The sequence below is a fragment of the Vibrio sp. THAF190c genome, assembly GCF_009363355.1.
GTDB classification, from domain to species: Bacteria; Pseudomonadota; Gammaproteobacteria; order Enterobacterales; family Vibrionaceae; genus Vibrio; species Vibrio fortis_A.
Genome location: NZ_CP045339.1, coordinates 447,491 through 473,578 on the forward strand (window position 1 = coordinate 447,491; position 26,088 = coordinate 473,578).

Consider the following 26,088-nt stretch of genomic DNA (forward strand, 5'->3'; position numbering starts at 1 on the left):
CCTCTTTGTCGTTTTGGTGCTGCTAATTTTCTTAGCTGAATAGCCTAGGTCATTATCAGACCGCTATTTGCCGCCAATGCTACTTACCACCAATGCTTAGACGCGCGAAGCGAACATCTGGAGCAAAGAAGGTGCGACTATCATTGCTGAGCTGGCTATTACCTACAGCATCAATTTCTTGCAGCATCTTGTAGAAGTTACCCGCAACCGTAATACCGCGAACAGGTTGAACTCGTTCACCATCTCGGCACAAGAAACCACTCGCACCAAATGAGAAGTCACCGCTCACCGTATCTGCTCCCGAATGAACACCTTGCAGCTCTACCAGCTCTAAGTACTCTCCCGCTTTCACTTCTGCTACGCTACTTTGACCTGTTGTAATCACACGATGGTTTGCTGATACATCTAGGCTCGACTTAGCGCCACGTGCGGCACTTGCCGTCGATGTTGCACCTAGGTAGCTCGCTGTTTGGCTGTTATGAAGTAGCGTATTTAACTGACCATCGACAATAATCGCATTGTCTTGAGTCGCAAAGCCTTCGCTATCAAAGCCTGCGATCGCCATGCCGTTTAGCATATACGCTTTATCGGTGAACGACAGCAGTTCACTCGCGATACCTTGACCTAGCTTGTCGCCGAGTGGCGTAATGCCTTTCATAGCGCTCACACCAGAAAATGCACTGCCAAACGCGCCGAACAAGCTGCTAAGCGCATTAATGTGGAAAATCGCAGAATAGTTCCCAGTAGCAACTGGCGCACCATCAAGCAGATCACGTGCTAGGTTGTAACCTTCTTCAATGCAGTAGGCTGGCTTCAGATCATCGAAGCGACGGCCTACTGACATTTTGCCAGCCATCGACTGCTTGCCATCTTTCTCAAATAACGTGTAGGCATAACAGTTAAATGAACGCTCAAAGTGCTTACACAGTGAGCCTTGAGTGTTGGCGATGATCAATTGAGACTCACCATCGCTGTAACCATTGTAAGGCGAGCTCTTTGCGTGCGGTTGACTCACCACGCCTTGCTCAAGCGACAAAGAGAGCTCGATTTTTTCATCAACCGACGTTGTGTCTTGTTGAGCAATTTCAGCCACATCCGTCGTAATTGTGCTGTTTACACAACTGATGGTTTGATGCTCATCCTGCTTAGAAAAACGAGCACTCTGCAATGCATTCGTCAGCAGTAGATCAAGGCTTGGTTGCTCTAGGGATTCCGAGTAACTAGTCGCGACACGTGCATCTTTGACCACACGCACACCCAGAACTTGGCTTGAGCTCACTTTATATTCATCAAGCTGACCTTGGTTCGCTTTAAGCGAGAAACTATTACTGCTGTTAACGATAACGTCTGCTTCCGCACCTTGGCGTTTCGCTTCAGCAAGTACGTATTCAACGGCATTAAGAAGTTGTTGTTCTTGGCTCATTAGTTACCGCCTCCTACTAGGATGTTATCGACCTTCAACGTAGGTTGGCCAACCGTCGTCGGTACCGAACCACTCACCGAACCACACATACCCGGTGCTAACGCCATATCTTGCCCCACCATGCTGATCTCTTTCAGCACTTTAGGACCAGTACTAATCAAAGTCGCCGTCTTCAATGGCTTGGTGACCTTACCATTCTCAATCAAGTAAGCTTCACGGACCGCAAAGTTAAATTCACCAGTACCCGGCTGAACAGAACCACCACCCAGTTTCTTCGCGTAGATACCGCGTTCAATACCTGCGAACATCTCATCAAGAGTGTGCTCACCCTCTTCAATGAAGGTATTACGCATACGAGACGTTGGTGCGAACTTGTAGTTTTGACGGCGACCAGATCCCGTCGGCTCATAACCGGTTTTCATGCCACCCATTTTGTCGACCATAAAGCTAGTGAGCTTACCGTCTTTGATCAGCTGAGTACGCTGTGTCGGCATACCTTCGTCATCAACGTGAATGGAGCCCCACTCATTAGTCATGGTGCCATCGTCCACTGCGTTTACAGCGGTATGCGCAATCATTTCACCCATTTGGTCATGGAATACAGATGCTTTCTTAGCAACAGAAGTGGTCTCTAGTAAGTGGCCACACGCTTCATGGAAAATTACCCCACCAAAACCATTTCCAATCACCACTGGCATTTCACCAGATGGACAAACATCCGCACCCAGTTTAATTAGGGCTTGCTGGGCAATACTTTGACCAAGTTCTTTGGCATCTAACTGCTCGCTAAACTCCCAACCAGCAAGTGCGCCCGGACCTTCCATACCAGAAGACTGCTCAGTACCCTTTTGCGCAACAGTGTTACCCGAGACACGAATGTAGTGGCGAGTATCGTCAACGTGAAGGCCTTCCGAGTTGAAGATAGAGACTTGCTGCTCGCGTTGAAGCGCACTACCGATAAACTGACTGATGTACTCACTTTCCGCACGCGCCGCTTTGTCCGCTTGCAGTAAGAACGCAATTTTTGAATCAAGGTTCGCGTCTTTGCTCAATGGCATACGACAGCCATGCTGCACTGGGTAACGGTTCAGATTCAGAGCACCTGCAGAAGCAATTTGCTCACGTTTATCTTTTGCTGCAAGCAGTGATGTTACGCGTTTTAGTTCATTCTCATCGGTACTGTTGGTGTAGCCATAAAGGACTTTGTGACCGAAGAAGAGGCGAATACCGATACCAAAATCGATGCCCGAGTTAACCTTGTCCACTTCACCAGACGCAATTTGTACGCTGCTGGTTTGGTGGTGTTCAACGAATAGCTCTGCGAAATCAGCCCCTAAAAAGAGAGCGTGATCGATCACCGCTTTCGCCGTTACAGAATTAAGCATGAAATCTCCTTGCTCGTTGATATTCCTAGCCAATCTAGCCTACGCATCAGCGCCTCTTCATTATGCGATTCAATCGTTTACGGCACTGAAGACATGTTGGCAATGCGTTAAATTTTAACATTATTTGTAGTATATGCTCTAAACAAAGCCGAATTTATTAAGTTACTAAAAAGCTAAATTCTTTACACTGAGTGTAAATCTTATGAACTCCACCCCCAACGTATTCATACCTTTCGATACACATCTAGATAGACTGAATCCAAAAATAAAACGCTGACTAAGCAGCGTTTTACATGGATTACTAAAATAAGTTATGTGACTCGTTATGATTTAGCAGCTGGGGGTTTTGAAGCAGCTTTACCATAGAACTTTATAAACGACTGCTCTGAAAATACGCTCAGCATTCGATTAAAGTTCTCTCGCTCTTCCGGTTCAATCATTCGCGATTTAACTTTGAGTTCGGTTTTGATAGAGAGCTCTGTCGGTGATACAAGAGTCACTTGACGTATCAACGAGCCTAGTGGGTGGCTCAATTCTAACGTTGGCGGCACGTCAGTAATTTCCCATACATCATTAGTATCATAATTGATAGTCGAAGTGATATTTACGCCTTGGAAAAGCGCAGGATGTAGCTCATTAAACATCTTTAATTCTGACAGCTCACGCTCGATCCAAGCATCAGACTCTCCATAGCTCAGCTCTTCTCCAACAACTAGGAACGGTTCTAGAGTAGCGTCGGAATGAATCACAGAACCTTCAGTCATCGCATCAATATTCTCAACACGAAATTCTGGGTGACCTATTGATGAAATGACTTCGTGATACTCATCGGTCAATTTATTAAGACGATCGTCATCATTCAATTCAAATAAATTAGATCGCACAGCTGCAGCATACTCGCCAACATAACTGCGCTTCTGGGTCTCTTTTTGCCCACCAAACTCATCAAACACAATCTTTGTTTGAGTATGTATCTTCCAGCGATAAGGACTTTTTTGTATCTGACCAAGTTGCGTGTGCGCTGTTAATGGCAGTGAGACTTTCCCTTGTACCCATGCAGGCGTATATTGCCAGTGAGTTTGAGAGTCTGTTGGATCAACGCAATAACGTTGACCATCATATTCAAAACAGACGATGACATGATTGAATGCCAACATACTTGGTATGATAACCCTTTCAGGGTCATTTCGGTTTGTAGCTACCAATACTAATTCTGGTTCTAAATTGAGTTTCTTTAACAGACTCAAAAGCAAAGTAGATTTATCTTTGCAGTCGCCAAATCGATTTTCTATCGTCTCTGCAATATCATGAGGCGTCATTGCATGGCCAAATTCAGAGCGCGAAACATATCGAATATCTCGAGAGACAAACGCCAAAATACGCTCTATCTTTTCATCCGTACTTTTCGCTCCTACTGTTAGCCTTAAAAAGAGGTTATCCAAACCAGTTTGGTCTGTCGAAGCTGCCGCCATCCTCGTTGACGCTAAATCTGCTACATCTTGCCAAGAATTTAACGAACCCAACGAAACACGGTTGATTCCATCACGCCACAAAACTTGATAGTCCCCTTCAAAGGCAGGAATATCCTCCCCCTGACAGTCGAGGGTGTTATTCAACTGTTCACACTCAACAACTTCGGTGTCTTTGGACCAGGATATCGGAGATTCATTACTCCAACTTACATTGAGTTTATACGCAGCAATTGGGTAGTTTTGTTGAGTAAATAACTCTTCAGCCCAATCATGTTCCATCATCGAACGCTGGGTAACAACCTGATATTTCAGTATCGCAACACTTCCTTCCTCTAGGCCAGGAACAGCCAACGCGAGTTCTTTTCGACTGGAAAATGTGTTGTAGCTACCAGTGTTCAACAACTGGACTTGTAAGGGTGAGATCTGTTTTACAACACCAGCAGGAGAAACCGAAGCGGCAGCCTGAATAACCACTTGTTGATAGCTCGGGTCGAAATACAAACTCATCGTGCCATATGACTCAGTATCGACAAACCGAGGGAAATAATTGACTATAGTTCTTTGTTCAATAACTTGTTCTTTCTGAACATCGAACTCTATATCTCTGAGCAGCTGTACCATCTCAGAATATTGATTGTCTTGAGGGATCAACAATAGAGTATCTTTGAGGCCATCTTGAGAAAGATCCCATCCAACATTAGACAATTCATAAGCGTGAATGATTGAGAAATTTGACAAAGTTGCCAAGGCTAATGCCAATAACTGATTCAATCTCATTGCAGTGTAAACTCCCTGCTCATCGCTTCAAATTGAGGCTTCCTACGATTGAACGACAACTCAGGTTGGGAGAGCACACCAAGCAACTCGTATGTCTTATCTTGTGAATGAATTAATGCCAAAAAGGCAGCAGCGTTAGGCTTGAAGGTTTCTTCAACACAGATAACTTCAATCTTTACGACAAATTCATCTCCTATAAATCGACGATCCTCCCTACAGCTAGAATTACCAATTTGCTCTCCGAACCACTGACGACGCCATTGTATATGATCATTGACGTCGTTAGCCGAGAACTTCCCATTTTCAAAAACCGTAAAGTAAGCATCAAAATCTTCACTTTCAAATTCAGCTAATGCGGTGCCATCAGAATACGTACCGACTTCCACTTGTTGCCACCCTTTTCCATGGAAGGTCAACTGATAGTCATGATTTTCTTGTACGAATACACTTCCATCAGAGAAAGTATCCAACTTCTCTACCATTAATGGAGAGATAATAGAGAAAGCAAATAAACCCAAAACTGTCGGTGTCATGACTAGTACGACCACCCACTCTAATGGATTGAAACCGCGTTCCTTGCCTGTGAACTCGATTCCTTTAACCTGTTTTTTATAGGCGTTTACACGATAGGCGATAGCACCAAACGAGATGGCAGCAAGTATGTATACAACAAACTCTAGCCATGCTGGGGTTGCCCATTTGGAAGTCACAGAGAAGTACAGCGTGGTTAGTACGAAGCCTAGACAGCCCAAGTCATATATGGTTTTAACCTTCGACTCAGTACTATCATCTTCTAAATCACTCAGTGCCTTACCTAAGTTTCGAAAAGCGAAAAACTGCACGATGGCAAAGTAAGGAACGAATACCCATAACCAAGGTTTAAAATCAGCTCTAGATATAAGCTTGATTTCTTTAACGCGACGGTAAAGCCAGAAACTGGAATAGAGGCCAAAGGTGCAGAAAAACAAGAGCGCATCTACGAACGGTTTTCTTGGATAAGAAGCCTTTATTTTTCCTGGCTTTTGTTCACTAGGTGAAGAGACATTTTGTGTTTCGTCGCAAGGCATATTGGTGATTTCTTGCATTTGTAAAAATCCATGTTTTATTTTCAAGCCAACACATCACAATCAACGATTAATGACGATTCTAAAGACATTGCTTCATCTACTAGATGAATGAATTTTCATGCTAAGTAGTTATTATATTTATATTTTATAAATCGAGAATACTAACAGGGATGCATTAAAACATGAATGGAAAATAACAAATAATAATTGACAGTTGTGATAGTTTTACAAAACACACATCATGGATGTTACAAGGATAGCTAACGAAAAGAGTAAATGGCTCTCTCGATACACCTTTGACTATTTTGAGACAACCATTAGCGACAAATATAGAGACACGGTGCCATTAAGAGTAGGGATAAATCTGCTAGGAAAGACACTTCAATTTATTAAGTTACTAAAAAGCTAAATTCTTTACACCGAGTGTAAAAACCCTGAAAGGTAAGCGATAACTTGATCCGCTAAAGGGGAACACCGCCTTTAGTTCAACAGCATTTATAAGACTTCCAATGAGCGCCATCACTACGAGAGGCAAGGGCTTTGCGAATCCCAAAGCCATGTAAACGTCATCTCTTTCATAACTATCTCTCGATGTACTGAGCCAAAACTCGGAACAAAATAGGTAATGCTTTATACCGCATTTACGCCAGTAATCAGCGGTAAAATAATCATCAGAAAAACAGCGAGACCGAACCCGGAGTAGCCAGTATGAATGATGACGCCAAACACCTTCTTAACCAACTTTGCGCTGAATACGATGCCCTTTCTGAGACATGCCAGTCTCGACCATTTCCCGAGTTTTCCGAAACCATACACACCGAGTTTGGTCATTGCTTCGTGCGCTGCCCTGTGGGAAGCCAGCGCTTTAGCATTGTGTCGGTTAACTTCTCCCCCTCTGTCCGCAGTCAAGGTGTGCTGACTGAGTTCATCGACTATGTAAAACGCTCGCCTTACCACTACCGAGGCATTGAAGTCGCAATCATCGAAAACAGAAGATTGGCGCAGCATCTGTTATCACTCGGTTGGAGATACAAATCTCTGTTCACCAAACTCTTTCACTCCAAGACACCCACACTAGTACAAGATTTTTAAACTCAACCACGCGTATTTACTACAAATTTAGTTCAATGGTATGACTAATTCACTAGAGCTAACCGCCTGATACATAAGGTTACAACTTGCTCTAATAACAGTCAGCAATACTGATCTGAGTTAATAAATCGGCTGCAAAATAACCTTAACTTTAAAAAGGTTTAATAATAAAAATATAAGGAAGCAGTCATGAAAAAAGTTCTAGCCCTCGCTATAGCTACAGCAGTCTCAACACCCGTATTCGCAGACCACACCACTATCAATGGTATGGACTTTGGCCCACTGGCGAAACTTGTCGGCACATGGAAATCTATTGATGCGGCGGGCATTGATGTTTCACCCGGCCAGAAAGGCACAGAAGTTGGCGCAGGAGGCCCAGCGGTGACCCCGTTTTATGAAGTGATGACATTTGAAGTCGCAGCGGATGCAACCAATGCCAGTGACCAGTACCTTGTTGCGCTGAACTACAAGCAAGAGGTATTCAGAAAGTCGGATGATTCTAAGTTCCATGATCAGCGTGGTTACTTCATTTACGACCAGAAGAACCAGATCGTCTACAACTCATTCTGCATACCAAGAACCACCTGTGTCACAGCTGAAGGGCCTGCAGGTGACAACATGACACTGGTTTCTTCGAAGCGCGGCATCGCAGAGTCTGAATACATGACCGACAACGCGAAGACCACTGACTTCACCATGAACTTAGTGATTACGGATGAGCAAATCACATACTCTCAAACCACGGGCTTAGAGATCTATGACAATGTGTTCGCTCACACCGACTCAAGCACTTTGGTTAAGGTCGACTAGCAAGATCAAGCCCTCGAAGTAATAGTTCCAGAACAAAACTAACGCCCAATGCACATCTGCTTTGGGCGTTTTTTCATTCCCTTCTAAGCTCACTATTAGTACCAAGTTATTAATAATTCGAACTAAATCGCTCCCTTCTCTCTGTTTGTGAGCTAAGATTTTAAGTAACTCAATTTATAAGCGTTACTGCTGAAACAAGCCCCTAGGGAGAGGTGATGGAAAGGCCACTCGTCGCACTTAAACGTGCCAGTAAAAGCTTTGTCGATGGCAAAGAAAACCATCAAGTATTAGAAGGTGTCGACTTTGCACTAGAGACAGGTTCAAGTGTGGCGTTAACAGGAGCCAGTGGTAGTGGGAAAAGCACTCTACTGAATATGATTGCAGGGTTTGAGCCGCTATCTTCCGGCGAACTATGGCTAGATGGCGACAACACCAACCTCTGGAAAGACTCACACTGGAGCCTGTTCCGCCATCAAAAACTCGGCGTGATCTTCCAGCAGTTCAACCTATTAACGCCCCTGAATGTTAAACAGAACATCGCCTTCCCACTGCATTTGAATCAACAACAATGGAATGACTGGTGTGACTATTTGGTCGAAACACTTGGCATCAGCCAACTGCTCGAACGTCATGTCTCTGCGCTATCCGGCGGCCAACAGCAACGCGTAGCCATCGCACGAGCACTGGCACACCAACCCAAACTGCTGCTCGCCGATGAGCCAACAGGCAACCTCGATCAAAAAGCCGGTATCGAAGTGATGAAGCTACTGAGTGAAATCACAACCCAAGGAAACACTGCAGTTCTGTTGGTCACCCACAGCAATGACTGCGCCGAGTTTATGCAGACACGCCTGCGCCTTGAAAACAGCGAGCTGCATAAGGCTCAGCGAGTGCGTCCACAAAGCCAAAGCGACCTCTCATATGAAGCACGCTAAAGTTAACGCTTTTAAATTCAGTCATACCAAGCTTGCCCTGAATCTGTTCGCCGCCCACTATCGGCAAGCGCCCCTTCAAGCCGCCGCTATTTTGATTGGCATTGTATTAGCCGTGACTCTATTTGTTGCAGTACAAGCCATCAACCTCAACGCTAAGCGCAGCTATGCTGAATCCACCGAACAACTGAGTGCGCAAGCTCAGAACCTAATTATTCCACCAGCGGGGCAAAACTACTTACCAGAATCGCTCTACTTTACTCTCAGACAGCAAGGGTTGAGCGCTGCACTGCCCGTAATTGAAGGAAGAGTGAGAGACGAGCAAGGTCGCCGCTGGTCGATACAAGGCAGTGAACTGATCACTGCGATCACATCACGTTCGCGATACGCATCTAACAATGATTACAACGTTTCTCTGTTCGATAGCCTACTCCCGCTTCCAGAACTGTTAGCGAGCGAGCCAATCATGATGATGAGCCAGTTGCAATATCGAAATATCGGGGAGCTCGACACGCTGGTTTTGGACGACATTAAAACGCAAGTCGCGGTTTTACCCGATGAATGGCAGCTCGGTAGCCGAATGTTGATGGATATTGGATTTGCGCAGAGGTTGCTCAACAAACAAGGTCAACTCAGTTACATCGCCGTTTTCGATTTAGGGAATGACACTCAAGCCGCTTGGCAAAAATACATTAGCGACCAAGGGCAATGGATAACCAACAATCAAAGCACCGATTTAGGCTCTCTGACCGACAGCTTTCATCTCAATCTAACTGCAATGAGTTTGCTCGCATTCCTAGTCGGACTATTCATCGCCTACAACGGCGTAAAATACAGCTTACTCAAACGTAACCGACTGCTCGTGCAAATTCAGCAAGCCGGAATAGCACCCTCTCGAGTCCTCTCAGCCTTATTGGTCGAGCTCACCATTTTAGTGGCTATTGGTGCCTCAATCGGTTTTGTTCTGGGTATGCAGCTCAGCCATTGGTTACACCCAACAGTAGCGCTAACCCTAGAGCAACTTTATGGTGCGACGCTACTGCCGGGAACGTGGCAGTGGCAATGGTGGGCTCAAGCTCTACTACTCACTTTGGCAGCGACATTGCTTGCGTGTTGGCAGCACTTTAAACAGCGAGTGCAACAACCGCTCTCCTCCCATGGCGGATATTACCAAGCGCCAGATTCATCCAATGAAAACCAACTGTTTGTTGCTGGCGCGCTACTCACCATTATCGCGTTAACAGGGCTTTGGCTGAGCGAACATCATCGTTTCACTATGGCATGGTTAGGGCTTTTGGTGGTATCCATTCCCTTATACCTTCCGAAAACACTGATGGTATTAGCGATTTGGTGTGAACAGCGCACGCATTCTGGGTTAATGCAGTATCTATTTGCAGAGCTGAGAGAGCTTATCTCCCCTCTTTCTCTGGCGATGATGGCACTGCTGCTCGCCGTGACCGCCAATATGGGGATGAATACCCTAGTCGGCAGCTTTGAATCAACACTCAAACAATGGCTTGAACAGCGACTTCATGCCGACATCTATGTCAGCCCTTCTCAAGGGGAAATCGCCAATGTTGAACTAGCCTTAGAGCAATTTGAAAACGTCCAAACCGTTTATAAACAGTACTACGTTGACGACAATCTGAATGGCTTACCCATTTTGCTCGGCACCAAAGACAAAGACACTTTAGAGCAGACCATGGTGTTTCAATCTCGGATAGATGACTTTTGGTCGCGTTTCTATCAAGGTGAAGTCGTCGCCATTAGCGAGCCTACCGCCGTTAAACTTGGGTTATCACTTGCAAGTGAATTTACGCTCGACGCGATTCCAAACAGAGCACTCATCGTCGGCGCTGTTTTCCATGATTACGGCTCCCCAAATGGCGAAGTACTCTTGGCGCCGAAACTGTGGCGAGACAGCGGCTTTACCGACTTACCTACCAGTCTTGGTATTAAAGTCTCTGGCAATCCAAAGTCAGTTTATAAGCAGTTGCGTACAGAGTTGAATCTGCACCCAAGTCAGCTCTACGACCAAGCGCAGATCAAATCCATCGCTTTGTATATATTCTCGCAGACGTTTGCCATCACCCGAGCGTTAAATGGCGTTACATTGATGGTTGCTGTAATCGGCCTATTCACCGCCTGTTTTATGTTACTAGATGCACGCAAAGCTGCGATTGCAAGGTTGTATGCACTTGGTGTGAATCGTAAAAAGCTGATGACGATGGTGATTGGGCAGATTGTCGCACTAGTCAGTTTTACTCTGGTGATCGCCTTACCACTGGGTGCTTTGGTCGGTTATGTACTCACCGATATTGTTACCCTGCGCGCCTTTGGTTGGAGCTTGAACTACCTATGGGATTGGAGTGATGCACTGAGCATTTCGGCCGTAACCATTGTGGTCGGCGTAGTTGCCACCCTAATACCGCTTTGGCGCTTAGTCAGTAAACCTGTCGTCTCCAGTTTGCAAAGTGAGGTTTTGTAATGATTCACCCCATCAAACTCAGCACACTTACGCTACTCTCTCTGGCACTGGTTGGTTGCGAAGACAAGCAACCTCAAACCATGGGGACATTATTGGGAAGTGCTGGAAGCGACCAATCACAAGATGACCAGTTCACTCCCGTTACAGAAGGAGTTGAAATCAACTTCCCAGCAGACCACCAAGCCCATCCCGACTTTCGGCATGAATGGTGGTATTTAACCGCCAATTTAACCGATGAAGATGGGCAGTCACTCGGTGTACAGTGGACCCAATTTCGCTTCGCGGCCGCTCCACCATCTATTTCAAATGAAGCCAAGAAAATGCAATGGCAAAGCAGCCAGATCTACATGGCACACAGTGCTGTTACAACGAATACAAAACACTACGCAGATGAAAAATGGTCACGTGATCACGCAGCCTTGGCGGGTGTCGATGTCTCACCATTTCGTGTTTATCTTGATGATTGGCAATGGACATCGTCGACCAAAGATCTTTTCCCTGCCACGTTGAATGCAAGCTCCGAACAGTTCAGCTACTCGCTTACTCTCAACAGTAGCGCGCCTTATCAAAAACAAGGCAAGCAGGGTTACAGTGTAAAAAGTGCCGATGGGCAGGTGGCTTCGTACTACTACAGCCAACCGTTTATTGATGTTTCTGGTGAAGTCATCATTGATGGCAACACACATCAAGTTTCCGGCAAAGGTTGGATAGATAGGGAGTGGAGTTCGCAGTTCTTGCTTGATTCACAACAGGGCTGGGATTGGTTTGCATTAAGGCTTGATGATGAAACTAGCCTAGTCGTATTCCAACTGCGCGACTCTGAAACGGGGAGCGCAAGTTACTCCAACGCACGCTTAATGCATAAAGACGGTTCAGGCACAGTAATTACACAAGATGAGATTGTAATGCGTGTAAAAAAACATACGGAAATCGATAACCGAGACTACCCAACGGAGTGGACAATCGAGATTCCAAATCACGAAATTGAACTCACCGTTTCTGCACTTAACCCCAACGCAAAAATGCCGCTGTCAGTCCCATACTGGGAAGGCCCAGTCACCATCCAAGGCTCTCACTCGGGAAGTGGATATATGGAGCTGACGGGGTATTGAGTGAAAGATATTAGCTTTTGGGTAGAAACCGTTTGTAGTGAGTGCGTAGAACATTTCAGTAAAGTTAGATGCCTCGAAACTTCAGACGACTTTTGGAGAGTTTGACTTGAGGCTAGACTTTATCTTAGTTAAGTAATCAATTAACTCTTGATGTTCATTTGACGATTTATTTCCAGAGATTACAGCGGAAAACTCATCATTCCGAGAAAGACCTCTTCCAGTGAGATTTGCCGAGCCAATTATCGCACTATAGCTATCTCCTGTCGAAAAGTAATAAATTTTTGAATGTAATCTTTTCCCACGTTTTGCGTAAAAATGCTCAATGTCTGGATTGCTTTTTAATCGCATTCGAACCGCTTCCGAAACATGCATCTTTCTACCATCAGAGTAAATTTGTACTTTTGAAGCCGACTTTCTTTTTTCTACAAACGACTCAATTAGGTCTAAAGCTTCAAGATCAAGCCAACACGTACACAGAATACACTCTTCAGAGAGTTCGATTAACCTCGAGATTTCATTTAAATGACTAGTAGAACTATTGTTTGATAAGAACATGCGCTATCTCATTATCGATAAATTTACATATAATCTTTTCACATAATTATAAGAGGAATAAATACCGGATAGTTTCTTCACACAGACAACTTATTATCAATTTGATAGGTGATTAGAACTTAGTATTCGATTTCTAAACTCGAAGGAGAACACATTTTTTAGCAACGTAATTCATAGCTATTGAAGAACGACTTAATAGCTAAACCACGCGCTGCCAAACAGAATTGCATTATCCTATATGTATTTAGTCAAACAAATCTCTGTTGGTTTGTTCAAGCGCTTCCAAATGAGACACGATAAGTTTAGGGCGCTTCGCTGTCATTTGACCTTTTTCATCTGTACGGCTAACAATGCCTACTAGCTTACAGCGCAAGAATAAAAGAGGTTTATATTTGACGACACTTCCCACATCTGGATAAGCAGTAAGGATATGTCCTAAATATTTGAACCCAAGGGAGTTTGATGTTTTATTCTCTCTTGTAACCTCTCCCTCAATAACAACCGTTGTACCGTGTACTAGCTCAGGTAAAACTAACATTTCCTCGTCATCTTCGTTATCATCTTTACAGAAGATTGCCTTATCCTTTTTACCAATAGTAACTTCATCCTTAACTCCATCGTTATATGTTCCTATCTTTAATGTACGTCCTTCAGCAACATTGCGAGCTAACTCTTCCAACAACTTTGAATTTGAGTCTAAATAAAGGTCTAAAGCAGGCTTAGGAACATATATGTATTCCCCTTTCTTGTTAGGTATCCCAATGAGCTTGTTGTCGTTTTTAAACTTGAGGTTTGAAAGGTCTTTTTTACCAGTTTCTCCGAGGTGTTTGCTAATACGGACAAACCACTTGATCCCATCAAGTGCTTTTGAAAAAACAGAAGTGAAGCCAAAGTTTTCAAAATCGTTTTCCGCCATTTTTGACGCTGCTTTACTAAAATAAGCAGTTGCTACTACTCCAAGTCCAGCTTGTGCCCATCCAGCAACTGTTTCAGGCACTAAAGCCTCCCAGGACCCTTTTTGTACCCTCATTGGTATTTCAAAGTCGATATGCTTCAGATCTGGCGCTTGTTTAGAAATAAGCTCTCTAATAGCGCCATCATATGCAAGTAAAGCTTTGGCTTGCCTCCTTGCATCCATTAGCCCACTTTCAACTAACTCACCATCATACTTTATGTAGCCCAAGTACTTTTCTTGTTCCATTGTCGAACCTCAAGCAATATTTATTTTGAGACTGATATAACAACGAACCAAATAGTGTTTGAACATCAGTACCTTAGCGATAAACCGCTTTTATGATACTACTTTTGTATACAATTGAGTGCAATTATAGAAGCGTGATACACATTACAAAATCATAATAGGAGTACCTAAAATACACAGTAGTTTTCTATATGACTTAATATTGAAATATCACGAAATACTATTTATTAATTTCAATCATCGTCATCTATTTCCAATCACGACATACCTGTTGTCGTGGTGTTCACTCGCTTATTGCATGCTGCACTCTTTAAACTCACGCCATCTTTTCGAGTTTAGAGGTTGTTATGATCCGTTTCTTACTGTGTAGTTTTAGCTTTGTACTGCTCTACCCGACTGCCATTGATCTGTATTTAGTCGGCTTGCCGCAAATCGCGGCGGATCTTAATGCGACCGAATCACAGCTACATACTGCGTTTTCGATTTACCTAGCAGGCATGGCGAGCACTATGTTGTTAGCCGGTAAAGTGGCAGACCAACTAGGGCGCAAGCCTGTCATCATTATTGGTGCTTTGATCTTTATCGCGGCATCTCTGTTTGCGGGCAGTACCGAACAAATCTCGGTGTTTTTAACCGGTCGCTTTTTCCAAGGGGTTGGGGCTGGAGCGTGTTACGTGGTCGCCTTTGCGATTCTTCGAGATGTGTTGGATGATCAAGCCAGAGCTAAGGTGCTGTCTATGCTCAATGGCATCACTTGTATTATCCCAGTGATAGCTCCGGTGGTTGGGCATATGATCATGCTCTACTCACCATGGCAAACCCTATTCACGGTGATGGCCGCGATTGGTGTTTTGGTATGTGTTCTCGCCACCTTTGTGCTGCGTGAAACCTTGACTAAAGAACCATCCAAGGCCACTCAAGAACAGAGCTCCGAGTCTTTTATCAATGGCTACTTTTTAAGAAGATTGGTTATTACGACCTTAGGCGTTGCCACCATTCTTAGTTATGTGAACGTATCACCGATGGTAATCATGGGAACGCTAGAGATGGATCGTGGTGGTTACTCATCTGTCATGGCATACACCGCACTGGCGGGCATGCTCACCTCTTTCTGTACACCGTTTGTCCTGAATTATGTGAATCAGAAAACCCTAATCGTTAACGCACAGCTTCTATTTGCGACTGCGGCGACTGGGTTGTTGCTCTCTTCTCAATTACAGCTCGCTACACCGTATTATCTCGTATCGTTCGTCGCCTTGTGTATTGGCTTCTCTTTAGGCTTTGGGGTAACAATGAGTCAGGCATTAGCGCCATTTAGCCAACGTGCGGGAGTTGCCAGCTCACTACTTGGCATTAGCCATGTCTCTTTCTCGGCAGCCTATATCTGGCTGATGGGAGTGCTAGGCATTAATGCATTGAATATTCTGTTCTTTATCCTAGTCTTAGGTAGTATCGCCAGTTGCGCTCTATTACTATTAGAACGAGTACAAACAACGAATCGTCACTATGAAGAAAGCTCTCAACCGTCTTGATCTCAACTTACTTTTCACGCTGCAATTGCTAGTGCAAGAACGCAGCGTGTCAATGACAGCAAAAAAACTCAACGTTACGCCGTCTACTGTGAGCAAGTCTTTGAACAAGCTGAGGGATTGGTTTGACGACCCTCTGTTTGTGAAAACACCAAAAGGATTAGCGCCTACGCCCCTAGTCGAGAGTATGGAGCAAGACCTATCAGAATGGTTGCAAAAAAGCCATCAACTAATGGACAAACGCAGCGAAGCCGCAACCAATAAGGTGCACTTTGATCTTCATATTGAATCTCCCTTGTTGCTGACGTTCTTGAACGACCTACTACTCAAAATTGAGCAGCGTTATCCCAATGCAAGTGTTAAAACCAGCAACTGGGATTATGATTCGATAGACGCGTTAATTCGTGGAGAGGCTGATATTGCGTTTACAGGGCGTGAGACTCACCCAAGGTCAAAAGAGTCTCTGGATCTGATGCCTTACTCTATCGATTTTGAGGTGTTGTTCAACGACGAGCCTAAGGTATTCCTACGCAACGATCATCCCGCTTTAAATGAAGAATGGACGCTCGACACCTTTCTCAAATATACCCATATCAACATCGTATGGGAGAAAAGTGAGACGTGGGCACTGGATGAAGTTCTAAAAGAGATAGGGAGAACCCGCAATGCAGGTTTAACCCTATCTAGCTTTGAGCAGGCGCTTTATATGGCCGCGCAACCAGGGCATCAAATGCTGACGACGTCTCCCGGTTATTGTGAGGACTATATCAAGCAGCTTCACCCAAACCTTGTGGCACTGCCTCTGCCATTCGACAACGAACAGTTAGAGAAAATGACGATTCCGTTCACTATGATTTGGCACAAGCGCAATGCTTATAACCCTAAGCTCGTCTGGCTCAAAGAGACACTCAGAAGCTTAATGGCGAACTGAGCCTAATAAAGCAGCCTTTGCCGGTTTATTTTGCTTGGTTTACAGCATCATGCAGTAACTGCAGCGAAGCTTTCAGCTGCTCCAATGGCGCAGCAAAGTTCATGCGATAGAAGTTCTTATCAGGTTCGCCAAACCAAGTACCTGGAGTCAACGCCAATTTCGCATCATTTACAAGCAGTGATTTAAGTTGTTCGGCCTCTAGGCCTAATCCCGTAAAATCAAACCAAATCTGATTGGTACCTTGTGGCTTGAACACTTTTACTTGCGGTAAGTGCTCAGCCATAAAGCTAACAATCCAATCACGACTCTGTTGAGTGTATTGGAGGAATTGCTCAAACCACGCTTCCCCCTGTTGGTAAGCCGCAATCGTCGCATAGGTGGTAAAAGCGTTACCGTGATTAAGTGCCATGGATTCTACAGTCGCGTTAATTTGCTCTTTCAGCTCATTATTAGCTGTGTAAATGTAGCCATTGGAGATGCTGTTGAGGCCGAAGTTTTTCGCCGGAGATCCAATAATGGTCACGCTATTTTCATAATCGAACTCGGCCATGCTGGTAAATTTCGCGCTATCGAAAACAATATCCGCGTGTACTTCATCACTCACGATCAAAGTCTGGTATTTCTCTGCGATCTCAACCATTCGAGCCAGTTCCTGCTGTGTCCAAACTCGACCAACTGGGTTATGAGGGTTGCACAGCAAAACCATCTTCACATTACCATCACGAAGTTGATTTTCGAACGCATCAAAGTCCATCACATAATGGTCTTGTTCAATCTTAAGTGTGTTATTGACCACGGTTCTCCCTGCCGACTCAATCAAGCGGCGGAATTGATGGTAGACCGGAGTTTGAATAAGGACGCCCTCACCTTTCTCTGTAAACTCGCGAATAAGAAGCGCAATCGCACTTAACACACCCGGCACCTGCACGAACTTAGTTGGCTCTAACTCCAAGCCATGACGTTTCTGATTCCAAAGCGCGATCTCTTTGAAAATGGTTTCAGAATCAAACTCATAGGAGTAACTTTCACGGCTCACTAAATCCTGCATGGCTTTAGTAATTGGCGTCGCGATAGGAAAAGCCATATCGGCAATCCAATAAGGGGTAACGTCATCCGAGCCATAAACTTGTTTGAGCATTTTGCTGTCATGCTTAATGAATTTATCGGCGGCGTTTGGGTTGTCAGGAATGGCTTTAAACATCGTTTCTCTCTACTAATCTTAAGTTTTGTATCTATAAGACGTCGCAGCAGAGAAAAAGATGCAAAATATTTTCGATTTTTTCGAAATATAACCGTTTTCTTACAATAGTCGATTCTTATACTGCTCTGGTGTTTGCCCTGAGTACTTCTTAAACATAGAAATAAAAGGGCTGGCTTGGTTGTAGCCTAGGGTGAGCGCAACCTCTTTCACCGATTGGCCGTTACGTAGCAGATCCATTGAATAGAGATAGCGAACACGTAAACGCCACTCAGTGAAGCTCATGCCTAACTCACTTTGGCAATGGCGTGACAAGGTACGTTCAGTGGTGTGAACGCGCTCTGCCCAATCCTTAAGAGAAATCTCATCGGTTGGGTTCTCTTCAATCGCAGCAAGGATTGGGGCTAAATACTTGTTGTCGGTTGACGGTAAGAAGTGGTGTTCAACTTGTCGCTCTGCTAATTGATCAAGCAGTACCTGCACTAAACGCTTGTCGGGTTCGCTTTCAGCGACATTGATGTTCCTTTCTCGAAAATCATCAATGATCGACGATACGATCGGCGTGATCTTTATTAGGCTGGTCTTTTCTGGCAAGTGTTGAGTCAGCTCTGGCGCAATATTCAGTGAGCAGTAATCTAGGGGCTTACGATTATAGCTACAGTGCATCACGCCAGCTGGCACCCAAATAGCAAGATGTGGCGGTGCTAAGAAACGCGTTCCTTCCGCTTCCATTTCTAAGATGCCACCACTGATCAGTTGTACTTGTCCCCATGGATGGCTGTGGACTCGGGTTTCAGTATTAGAGAGAAACGCTTCGAAATTCATAAATACGTTGGATGGTGCCTTATCAATTGATAAGGACGGATGAAGGTTTCTTGATTGTTTTTTCAAACTTGTCTTCCTATCGCGTTCGATGTCTTTTTAAAGATATCTGTTAGTGTAACGACCTGTCAAACTATGCACATCAACTCATTCTGCGATGGAATTCACATGTCATATCTTCTGCCATTTTTTACTGTTTGTATCTGGGGTGCCAATGCTATTGTGAATAAGATGGCGGCGAGCGTTATCGAGCCAAGCGCAATGAGTTTCTTCCGTTGGTTTGTCGCCATGCTCATTCTTACGCCTTTCTGCCTGCCAAGTGCCATTAAACAGTGGCCTGCGATCAAGCCGAATCTGGCTAAGCTAGCATTTCTAGCTTTGCTGGGAATGGTTCTGAATCAATCTCTTGGCTACTATGCTGGCCTTACCACTAGTGCATCAAACATGGCGTTGATTACCTCGCTGGTACCCTTGATTAGCGTGTTTTTAAGTGTTCCGCTGCTGCATAAGTCGATCTCAGGGCTGAGCATTGTCGGTGGCGTGCTATCGCTATCGGGCTTGGCATTTATGCTGGGTAAAGGTGATCCACTGTTTTTCTTGCACCAAGAACTCACCCAAGGTGATGGCTATATGTTGATTGCGGCTTTTGTCTACGCCTCATACTGTGTACTGCTCAAGCGTTGGAAGATGCCGGTGAGTAACTGGGTAGTGATCTACATGCAAGGTCTATTTGCGGTCGCGATGTTAACGCCTCTATGGTTGTCAAGCGAACAGCTGATGCCTTCTCAAGAGTCGCTACCACTTATCGCTTACGCTGCAGTTGCTGCTTCAGTATTGGCTCCTTGGATGTGGGTGAAAGCCATCGATGCAATTGGAGCAGACTCTAGCGCTATGTTTATGAACTTATTGCCTGTCGTTGCCGTCGTTCTTGCAGCCACTTGGCTTGGTGAAACGGTACATGACTACCACTTCATGGGCGGTATCATGGTGATCTCTGGCGTGATTATGGCGCAAATCAAGAGAAAGCAGGTGGTCAAAGCGGCTGTTCCCCAACAAGGATAGTGCCGGTTAATCGAGAAAGTAGGCATGAAAACCTATGTAGCCGCTAAAAGCTCTGGCGATAACACCAGAATGACTCGCTCTTGAGCATTTGGTGGCTACCCAAACCTTCAACACTAATAAATCACCTGCAGCAATCCCTCTTTATTACCATATCCAAACTTGCTTTGTAGGTAACTCCTTGAAAGGTTTACCAATCATTAATCCGAAGGGAAACATCTACGCGAAGGTCCCATATCTTGTGGTGAAATGTTCAAAATTGTATGGCAATACCCACACAATTAGTATAGGATACGCTTTAGTTAACCGAATAAGCAACGGTTAGTTGGCTATAAAAATAGAGGCTAGATAATCAGCCCAATCATGGAAGGCACCGAGCTCAATACTCGGTGTTTTTTCATATCCGCACCAGTTAATTCTCCCAATAGCTCTCGCGTCAATATTTCCCCGCTCAACCAGCAAACTCTGCTTTTAATTCCTACGACTAAAGTATATGTTATTGGTAAGTAACATAGTTGTTGCAGTACAACATAAGAATAAAAAGGACTAAAGATGAGCAGTAGTCAAAATGGAAAGCGCGACGTAACCTTGCGTTTTTTAGCTGAGCCCGGAGATGTAAACTTTGGTGGTAAAGTTCACGGTGGTGCCGTGATGAAATGGATCGATTTAGCAGCCTACGCTTGTTCAGCAGGTTGGAGTGGCAAATACTGTATTACGGCCTATGCCGGTGGTATTCGTTTTGTTGCGCCGATCCACGTGGGTAACTTGGTCGAAGTAAGTGCAAAAGTGATCTACACAGGCTCTTCTTCCATGCATATCGCGATTGATGTACAAGCGAGTGATCCGAAAGAGCTCAATAACCGCCTAACGACCCACTGTATTGTTATCATGGTGGCAGTTGATGAAAATGGCTTGCCAACCAAAGTGCCAGAGTGGGTACCAGAAACCCAAGAAGATATTGAGCTACGCGATTCTGCTGTTCGCCTCATGAACATGCGTAAAGAGATTGGCGAAGAGATGGAAGCACACGTCAAATATCTGAAATAAATCTTAGGGTTACACACTTAACCATTGAGTGTGTAACTCCATTTTCTCTTCTTGTTCGTTTATCAAGTCACGAGTCTGTAAAATATTATAACTGTAATAAAGTCGTCATTTAGCTCTGCTTAAATACTGCCATCTAACATGGACATCACTGTATTTCTGGAGCACCTCTTGAGCGTTACGCGCACTACTTTGAGTGAATCAACCCTAAACAATCTTAAGGCGGTTGAGTATCAATGGGTAAGAACCCTGTACGTAGAAGGCTACAACAACGAAGAGATCAATCACTATATCCAAACCTGTTTTGGTGGCGATAACACCTTCGCAGACCTCTTTAGACGCGTCGCATTAGACCAAGAGAGTATCTACGTATTGCTGCAACATCTCGGCTGCGCTCCGTCCAATAGAGAACTCTAATCCAATACATTTCAGTCGCTTATAAATAGTGAATTATTGATAAGCGACTAATCCCCTTGTGGAACTCATCTTCAAGCAGCCTTGCCATACATTTTTTATGCAACACTGATCATTGTTGCATGACTTTCATTGAAGTCTCACGCAGTGGGCTTTGACCAAAGTATCAATTCCCTTTTGCCTATTTATACTGGCTTTACGATTAGTTGGTAACGAGACAATGAATGACTAGAGCTATGATGAGCATGTCATCTCGAACAGGGTAAGAAGATCTTAAAGAGATGTAAGCGCATTTGAAAGGAGTGGTTTTCTGCAGATATAAAAAAACCCAAGTAAGTACCTGGGTTAGAGTTACAAAAACCACTAATCATTGAATAGCGTAAGGAACCTGATTAGTAGCCAGCTATGCGTAACCTGAGGGTTATTTTTATTACTGATCGGCGGCCAAACCAAATGATGTAATAAAAATGCCAATATAGAGCGACCTTGCGGTCGCTCTTTGTCTTTCTTATAAGCTCTAGCTTATCCTTTTACACCACCTGCCGTCAAACCACCAACTAGCCAACGTTGCGCTAATAGGAAGACGATAGTGATAGGAAGTGCCGATAGTACTGCTGCCGCCGCAAAGTCACCCCATAGGTAGTTTTGTGGGTATAGATACTGCTGCATACCAACCGCTAGTGTGTAAGAGTTCACGTCTGAAAGCAGGATAGATGCAACCGGAACCTCACCAACAACACCGATGAACGATAGGATAAATACTACCGCTAGAATTGGCACAGACAGTGGTAATAGTACCAATCGGAATGCTTGCCACGGCGTAGCACCATCTAGCGCTGCCGCTTCTTCTAGAGAGTTATCAATCGTTTCAAAGTAACCTTTGATTGTCCAAACGTGCAGTGCAATACCCCCTAGGTAAGAGAAGATAAGACCACCGTGTGTGTTCAAGCCTAGGAACGGAATGTACTGACCTAGTTTGTCGAACAACGCGTAGATTGCAACCAATGCTAGTACCGCTGGGAACATCTGGAAAATCATCATCGCTTTTAGAATCGTATCTTTGCCTTTAAAGCGCATACGAGCGAAAGCGTAAGCTGATGTTGTAGACAGTGCCACAATCAGGATTGATGTGATACCTGCAACTTTTACTGAGTTCCATAGCCAAGTTAGTACTGGGAATGGAGGTGGTGTTACCGAGCCATCTGCGTTAGTTACTGGGATACCCAGTGCCAGTTTCCAGTGCTCCAGTGATGGGTTCTCTGGAATCAAGCTACCTGTCGCAAAGTTACCTTCACGGAATGAGATCGCGATGATCATCAGTAGTGGGAAGATAATCAGTGCTAGGAAGCACCACAGCGCAATATGCGTTGCCCACACTCGGTATTTCAGGCTTTTACCTTGTACCATAGCCATTGTCGTGCTCCTTAATCTTGAGACAGTTTAGTGAAACGAAGGTTTAGTAACGCTAGGGCACCTACTAGTAGGAAGATAAGCGTTGCGATTGCACTTGCTAGACCGAAGTCTTGACCGCCGCCGCCTTCAAACGCGATTCGGTACGTGTAGCTTACAAGCAAGTCTGTGTAACCCGCAGGCTCAGAAGTACCAATCATGTTTGGACCACCATTCGTCAACAGCTGAATCATTACGAAGTTGTTGAAGTTAAATGCGAATGCTGCAATCAGTAGTGGTGTTAATGGCTTAATCATCAACGGGAACGTAATGCGCTTGAAGTTATCGATGAAGTTCGCACCATCAATCGCAGACGCTTCGTATAGGTCATCAGGAATCGCCTTCAATAGACCCATACATAGGATCATCATGTAAGGGAAACCTAGCCATGTGTTTACGATAAGCACCATGGTCTTCGCTAGGATTGGATCAGAGAACCAGTTCGGCTTAAGACCGAAGATGCTCTCTAGCACCATGTTGATTTCACCAAAGCTTTGGTTGAACAAACCTTTAAAGATAAGGATTGAGATAAACGCTGGTACTGCGTAAGGCAAAATCAGTAGAACACGGTAAACAGCGCGGCCTTTCAGCTCTTCCCACTGTACGATATTCGCAAGAATCAAACCGATAGCCAGAGTGAAGGCAACGGTACAAATCGAGAATACAACCGTCCAAATAAAGATGCTGATGAAAGGTTCTTTGATGCCTTCATCTTTCCAAACACGCTCAAAGTTAGCCGTACCGATTTCAACAACGAAGCCCGGAGAGATAGTATTACCAATGAATGCACCGTTCTCATCAACTGGTTGGTAGAAACCTACTTCCATATTTGGTTTTAGAGTTTCACCCGTTTCGTTGTTGTATAGCGTTTCGCCATCGTCTTGCATTGTGTAAAGCGGAACCACAGCAGCAAACTTACGTAGGCCGCTCATGCGGATGTCTTCACCTGATGGTAGGTGGAAATCAACAGCACTGATTGCAGTACGATTTTGGATGATCGTTTTGATCTTCTCTTTTTCGCCTTGAGCAGAGTCGATTGCCTTCAGATCCATGTCAGTGGCGTTCAAGCCGTCTAACGAGAACTCTTCAGTCGCGAGAAGTTGCTCACCATCTTTAACCACGATTTGGTGGCCGTTGTCTGTTTTGTACAGAGTGAATGGGAAGCTGTCACCGCTTTGGAACGTACGGTCCATGAGGACAGTTTGAGTACGCTCAAGCGAAAGTTGGTTTTTTGCACTGTAGTTAGTGAACGCAAGACCGACGGTATAAGCCAAAGGGAAGAGAATGAAAAGAATCATTCCGGCAATACCAGGGTAGATGTAACGGTGTGCGTAAGTTTTCTTGCTACCGAAAACGTAAAGAGCTAAAGCCGTTAGGATCACTGTAAGCAACGCGAATGCGAGCTCACCGCGAGAATACATTAGGATTGTAGCGTAGCCATTGATTAAGCCAACGCTACCAAGCAATCCCCACTTAATGAAGACGCTTTTACTTCCTGGAAGGCTTGTTGGTGCTTGAATAGCATCTGTACCTTGAACTGACTGCATAGAGGAACCTGCTAGCGATATATAAAATAGAAAAGTAAGGAGGGGTTACCCCCTCCTTAAAAGGGTGTTTCGTCGATATTATTTAGTCATGCGTGTTTCAGCAGCTTTAAGAGCTTGGTCTACAGTTTGACGACCGTCAACTACGTTACCAATTGCCTCTTCCATGCTGTACCAGAACGTTGTGAACTGAGGGATGTTAGGCATGATTTCGCCGTTCATCGCGTTGTCCATTGTCGCCGCGATACGAGTATCGCTGTCTAGTTGACGTTGGAAAGAGTTAAGCGCTACAGCACCTAGTGGCTTGTCGTCGTTTAGGCTCTTAAGACCTTCGTCAGTCAGTAGGTAGTTCTCCATGAACTCAACCGCTAGGTCACGGTTTGGAGAAGCAGTGCTGATACCACCAGCCCATACACCAACGAAAGGTTTAGATGCTTTACCGTTGAATTTAGGTAGAGTTGCAACACCGTAATCTACGCCAGATTTCTCGATGTTTGCCCAGCCCCAAGGACCGTTGATTGTCATTGCTACGTTACCAGCAACGAACTCAGATTCTGCTACAGAGTAATCCATGTCAGCAGAGATCACTTTGTCTTTAACCATCTTCTCGATGAAGCCTAGAGACTTCTGAACACCGTCAGTCGCTACGCCAGCATCTTTAATGTCGTAACCTTCAGCGCCTTGCTTGAATGCGTAACCGCCGTCAGCAGCAAGTAGAGGCCATGTGAAGTATGCGCCGCCACGTAGAGGCCACATGATCGCTTTCTTACCGTCTTTTTGTAGCTCAGCGTTAAGTGCTGGGATCTCTTCCCAAGACTTAGGTGGCGTTTCGATAAGTGCTTTGTTGTAGATTAGAGAAACTGACTCAACCGCTACAGGGTATGCAATTGTTTTACCTTCGTACGACACTGCGTCCCATGCGAAGTCTACGATACCTTCTTTAGTCTCTTTAGAAGGTTTGATATCCACAAGAAGACCCGCTTCTGCGAAGCCACCGAAACGGTCGTGTGCATAGAAAATCATGTCTGGGCCGTCACCCGCAGCTGCAACTTGAGAGAATTTCTCTTCTAGTTTGTCTGGGAAAGCTACAGTAACTTTTACGCCTGTGTCTTCTTCAAAGCGTTTACCTACTTCTGCCATGCCTTCGTAAGCTTTATCACCACCTACCCAGATTGTTAGTTGGCCTTCTTCGATAGCAGCGTTTGCACCGAAAGAACCCAGAGCAACTATTGTACCTAGAGCTACAGCGCTTAGAGCGTTTTTCATGTTAATATCCTTTTTATATTTATACGTAGGGCGCATTCATTTAAGACGAGCCAGTTTTCGATAGATATGATCTGAAAAAACCGTCTTAAGCTCATCATCCTAGCCACTACGCCCCAGCTATTATGGCTTAAATTCGTGATCACCATCGGGTCGGATTAGAGAGCGAAATCACAAAAATCGTAAGCACCGTGATCAATATCACCGTTATCCGATGAATTTATTTGAAGTGGATCGCCTATTGCGTTTCACCCTCTTTATCTACTCCTCCCCTCCTACTCCCCCTCGTTAATTTTCCATTAGGAGGATGTACTCTTTCTTGGATTAACCGAAACTGCAGTCATCCAAGAGTGGATAGTAAGAACCCTTTACCGGCAATTGTTTGTTGCTCTTATATAGACCGAACAATACTTGTTGGCTTGCATTGCCCGCTTTTGTCTTAAATTAAGCATCAAGCTAAACCAGTGATGGAATCACGGGGGAGGTTTAACTTGATGTGGGGGAAAGAGACATCTGCTTGG

Annotated in this window: 21 protein-coding genes; 10 read left to right on the forward strand and 11 right to left on the reverse strand. The window is 44.7% G+C overall.

From position 1 onward, the window contains the following. Window positions 1-79: 79 nt before the first annotated feature. From FIV04_RS17070 to FIV04_RS17085, 4 genes are all read right to left on the reverse strand, one after another. Complete coding sequence (locus tag FIV04_RS17070; protein WP_152469845.1) at window positions 80-1,423, reverse strand: TldD/PmbA family protein; 1,344 nt, start codon at window positions 1,421-1,423, stop codon at window positions 80-82. Beyond that, the gene (locus FIV04_RS17075; RefSeq protein WP_152469846.1) at window positions 1,423-2,808 is read right to left on the reverse strand and encodes a TldD/PmbA family protein; all 1,386 of its coding nucleotides are present in this window, start codon (window positions 2,806-2,808) and stop codon (window positions 1,423-1,425) included. The genes FIV04_RS17070 and FIV04_RS17075 overlap by 1 nt, the downstream gene beginning before the upstream one ends. A 323-nt stretch (window positions 2,809-3,131) precedes the next feature. Further along, window positions 3,132-5,057: a DUF3857 domain-containing protein gene (locus tag FIV04_RS17080; RefSeq protein ID WP_152469847.1), complete on the reverse strand. Its 1,926-nt coding sequence runs from the start codon at window positions 5,055-5,057 to the stop codon at window positions 3,132-3,134. After that, window positions 5,054-6,142: a hypothetical protein gene (locus tag FIV04_RS17085; RefSeq protein ID WP_152469848.1), complete on the reverse strand. Its 1,089-nt coding sequence runs from the start codon at window positions 6,140-6,142 to the stop codon at window positions 5,054-5,056. The genes FIV04_RS17080 and FIV04_RS17085 overlap by 4 nt, the downstream gene beginning before the upstream one ends. Window positions 6,143-6,832: 690 nt before the next feature. Between FIV04_RS17085 and FIV04_RS17090 the strand changes: the two genes are divergently transcribed. The 5 genes from FIV04_RS17090 (at window position 6,833) to FIV04_RS17110 (ending at window position 12,558) form a co-directional block, all read left to right on the forward strand. Next, window positions 6,833-7,216 carry a hypothetical protein gene (locus tag FIV04_RS17090; protein ID WP_152469849.1) on the forward strand — a complete coding sequence of 128 codons (384 nt, stop codon included), beginning with the start codon at window positions 6,833-6,835 and terminating at the stop codon, window positions 7,214-7,216. A 189-nt stretch (window positions 7,217-7,405) separates the two neighbouring features. After that, on the forward strand, window positions 7,406-8,026 hold the full coding sequence (locus FIV04_RS17095; RefSeq protein WP_152469850.1) for a heme-binding beta-barrel domain-containing protein: 621 nt from the start codon (window positions 7,406-7,408) through the stop codon (window positions 8,024-8,026). 215 nt (window positions 8,027-8,241) lie between these two features. Beyond that, window positions 8,242-8,961, forward strand: a complete 720-nt coding sequence (locus FIV04_RS17100) for an ABC transporter ATP-binding protein (protein WP_152469851.1) — start codon at window positions 8,242-8,244, stop codon at window positions 8,959-8,961. Continuing rightward, window positions 8,948-11,446, forward strand: coding sequence for an FtsX-like permease family protein (locus FIV04_RS17105; protein ID WP_152469852.1), 2,499 nt, complete (start codon window positions 8,948-8,950; stop codon window positions 11,444-11,446). The genes FIV04_RS17100 and FIV04_RS17105 overlap by 14 nt, the downstream gene beginning before the upstream one ends. Beyond that, on the forward strand, window positions 11,446-12,558 hold the full coding sequence (locus FIV04_RS17110; protein ID WP_152469853.1) for a lipocalin-like domain-containing protein: 1,113 nt from the start codon (window positions 11,446-11,448) through the stop codon (window positions 12,556-12,558). Before FIV04_RS17105 ends, FIV04_RS17110 begins: the two co-directional genes overlap by 1 nt. 81 nt (window positions 12,559-12,639) lie before the next feature. On the opposite strand, the gene FIV04_RS17115 is transcribed toward FIV04_RS17110, so the two are convergent. Further along, entirely contained in the window at window positions 12,640-13,113 is a 474-nt protein-coding gene (locus FIV04_RS17115; protein ID WP_152469854.1) for a phospholipase D family protein, read from the reverse strand. A 244-nt stretch (window positions 13,114-13,357) separates the two neighbouring features. After that, the gene (locus FIV04_RS17120) at window positions 13,358-14,314 is read right to left on the reverse strand and encodes a hypothetical protein (protein ID WP_152469855.1); all 957 of its coding nucleotides are present in this window, start codon (window positions 14,312-14,314) and stop codon (window positions 13,358-13,360) included. A 347-nt stretch (window positions 14,315-14,661) separates the two neighbouring features. Between FIV04_RS17120 and FIV04_RS17125 the strand changes: the two genes are divergently transcribed. After that, the gene (locus FIV04_RS17125) at window positions 14,662-15,846 is read left to right on the forward strand and encodes an MFS transporter (protein WP_152469856.1); all 1,185 of its coding nucleotides are present in this window, start codon (window positions 14,662-14,664) and stop codon (window positions 15,844-15,846) included. Then, window positions 15,821-16,774: an HTH-type transcriptional regulator YidZ gene (gene yidZ / locus FIV04_RS17130; RefSeq protein ID WP_152469857.1), complete on the forward strand. Its 954-nt coding sequence runs from the start codon at window positions 15,821-15,823 to the stop codon at window positions 16,772-16,774. The genes FIV04_RS17125 and yidZ overlap by 26 nt, the downstream gene beginning before the upstream one ends. A gap of 25 nt (window positions 16,775-16,799) precedes the next feature. On the opposite strand, the gene FIV04_RS17135 is transcribed toward yidZ, so the two are convergent. Further along, window positions 16,800-17,975 carry a MalY/PatB family protein gene (locus tag FIV04_RS17135; RefSeq protein ID WP_152469858.1) on the reverse strand — a complete coding sequence of 392 codons (1,176 nt, stop codon included), beginning with the start codon at window positions 17,973-17,975 and terminating at the stop codon, window positions 16,800-16,802. Between the two features lie 99 nt (window positions 17,976-18,074). Then, window positions 18,075-18,863, reverse strand: a complete 789-nt coding sequence (locus FIV04_RS17140) for a helix-turn-helix domain-containing protein (RefSeq protein WP_032550484.1) — start codon at window positions 18,861-18,863, stop codon at window positions 18,075-18,077. Between the two features lie 99 nt (window positions 18,864-18,962). On the opposite strand from FIV04_RS17140, the gene FIV04_RS17145 reads away from it, so the two are divergent. The 3 genes from FIV04_RS17145 (at window position 18,963) to FIV04_RS17155 (ending at window position 21,314) form a co-directional block, all read left to right on the forward strand. Beyond that, window positions 18,963-19,856 carry a DMT family transporter gene (locus FIV04_RS17145; RefSeq protein WP_152469859.1) on the forward strand — a complete coding sequence of 298 codons (894 nt, stop codon included), beginning with the start codon at window positions 18,963-18,965 and terminating at the stop codon, window positions 19,854-19,856. A gap of 549 nt (window positions 19,857-20,405) precedes the next feature. Next, window positions 20,406-20,900, forward strand: coding sequence for an acyl-CoA thioesterase (locus FIV04_RS17150; protein ID WP_032550487.1), 495 nt, complete (start codon window positions 20,406-20,408; stop codon window positions 20,898-20,900). Between the two features lie 168 nt (window positions 20,901-21,068). Beyond that, window positions 21,069-21,314, forward strand: coding sequence for a hypothetical protein (locus FIV04_RS17155; RefSeq protein ID WP_032550642.1), 246 nt, complete (start codon window positions 21,069-21,071; stop codon window positions 21,312-21,314). A 519-nt stretch (window positions 21,315-21,833) separates the two neighbouring features. Here FIV04_RS17155 and malG read toward each other — a convergent pair. The 3 genes from malG to malE all read right to left on the reverse strand — a co-directional run bounded on the left by malG (window position 21,834) and on the right by malE (window position 25,570). Continuing rightward, the gene (malG, locus tag FIV04_RS17160) at window positions 21,834-22,724 is read right to left on the reverse strand and encodes a maltose ABC transporter permease MalG (protein ID WP_150869968.1); all 891 of its coding nucleotides are present in this window, start codon (window positions 22,722-22,724) and stop codon (window positions 21,834-21,836) included. An 11-nt stretch (window positions 22,725-22,735) separates the two neighbouring features. Continuing rightward, entirely contained in the window at window positions 22,736-24,307 is a 1,572-nt protein-coding gene (gene malF, locus FIV04_RS17165) for a maltose ABC transporter permease MalF (protein WP_152469860.1), read from the reverse strand. Window positions 24,308-24,385: 78 nt separating this feature from the next. After that, a complete protein-coding gene (gene malE / locus FIV04_RS17170) occupies window positions 24,386-25,570 on the reverse strand; it encodes a maltose/maltodextrin ABC transporter substrate-binding protein MalE (RefSeq protein WP_032550490.1) in 1,185 nt (394 codons plus the stop codon). Window positions 25,571-26,088: the final 518 nt, after the last annotated feature.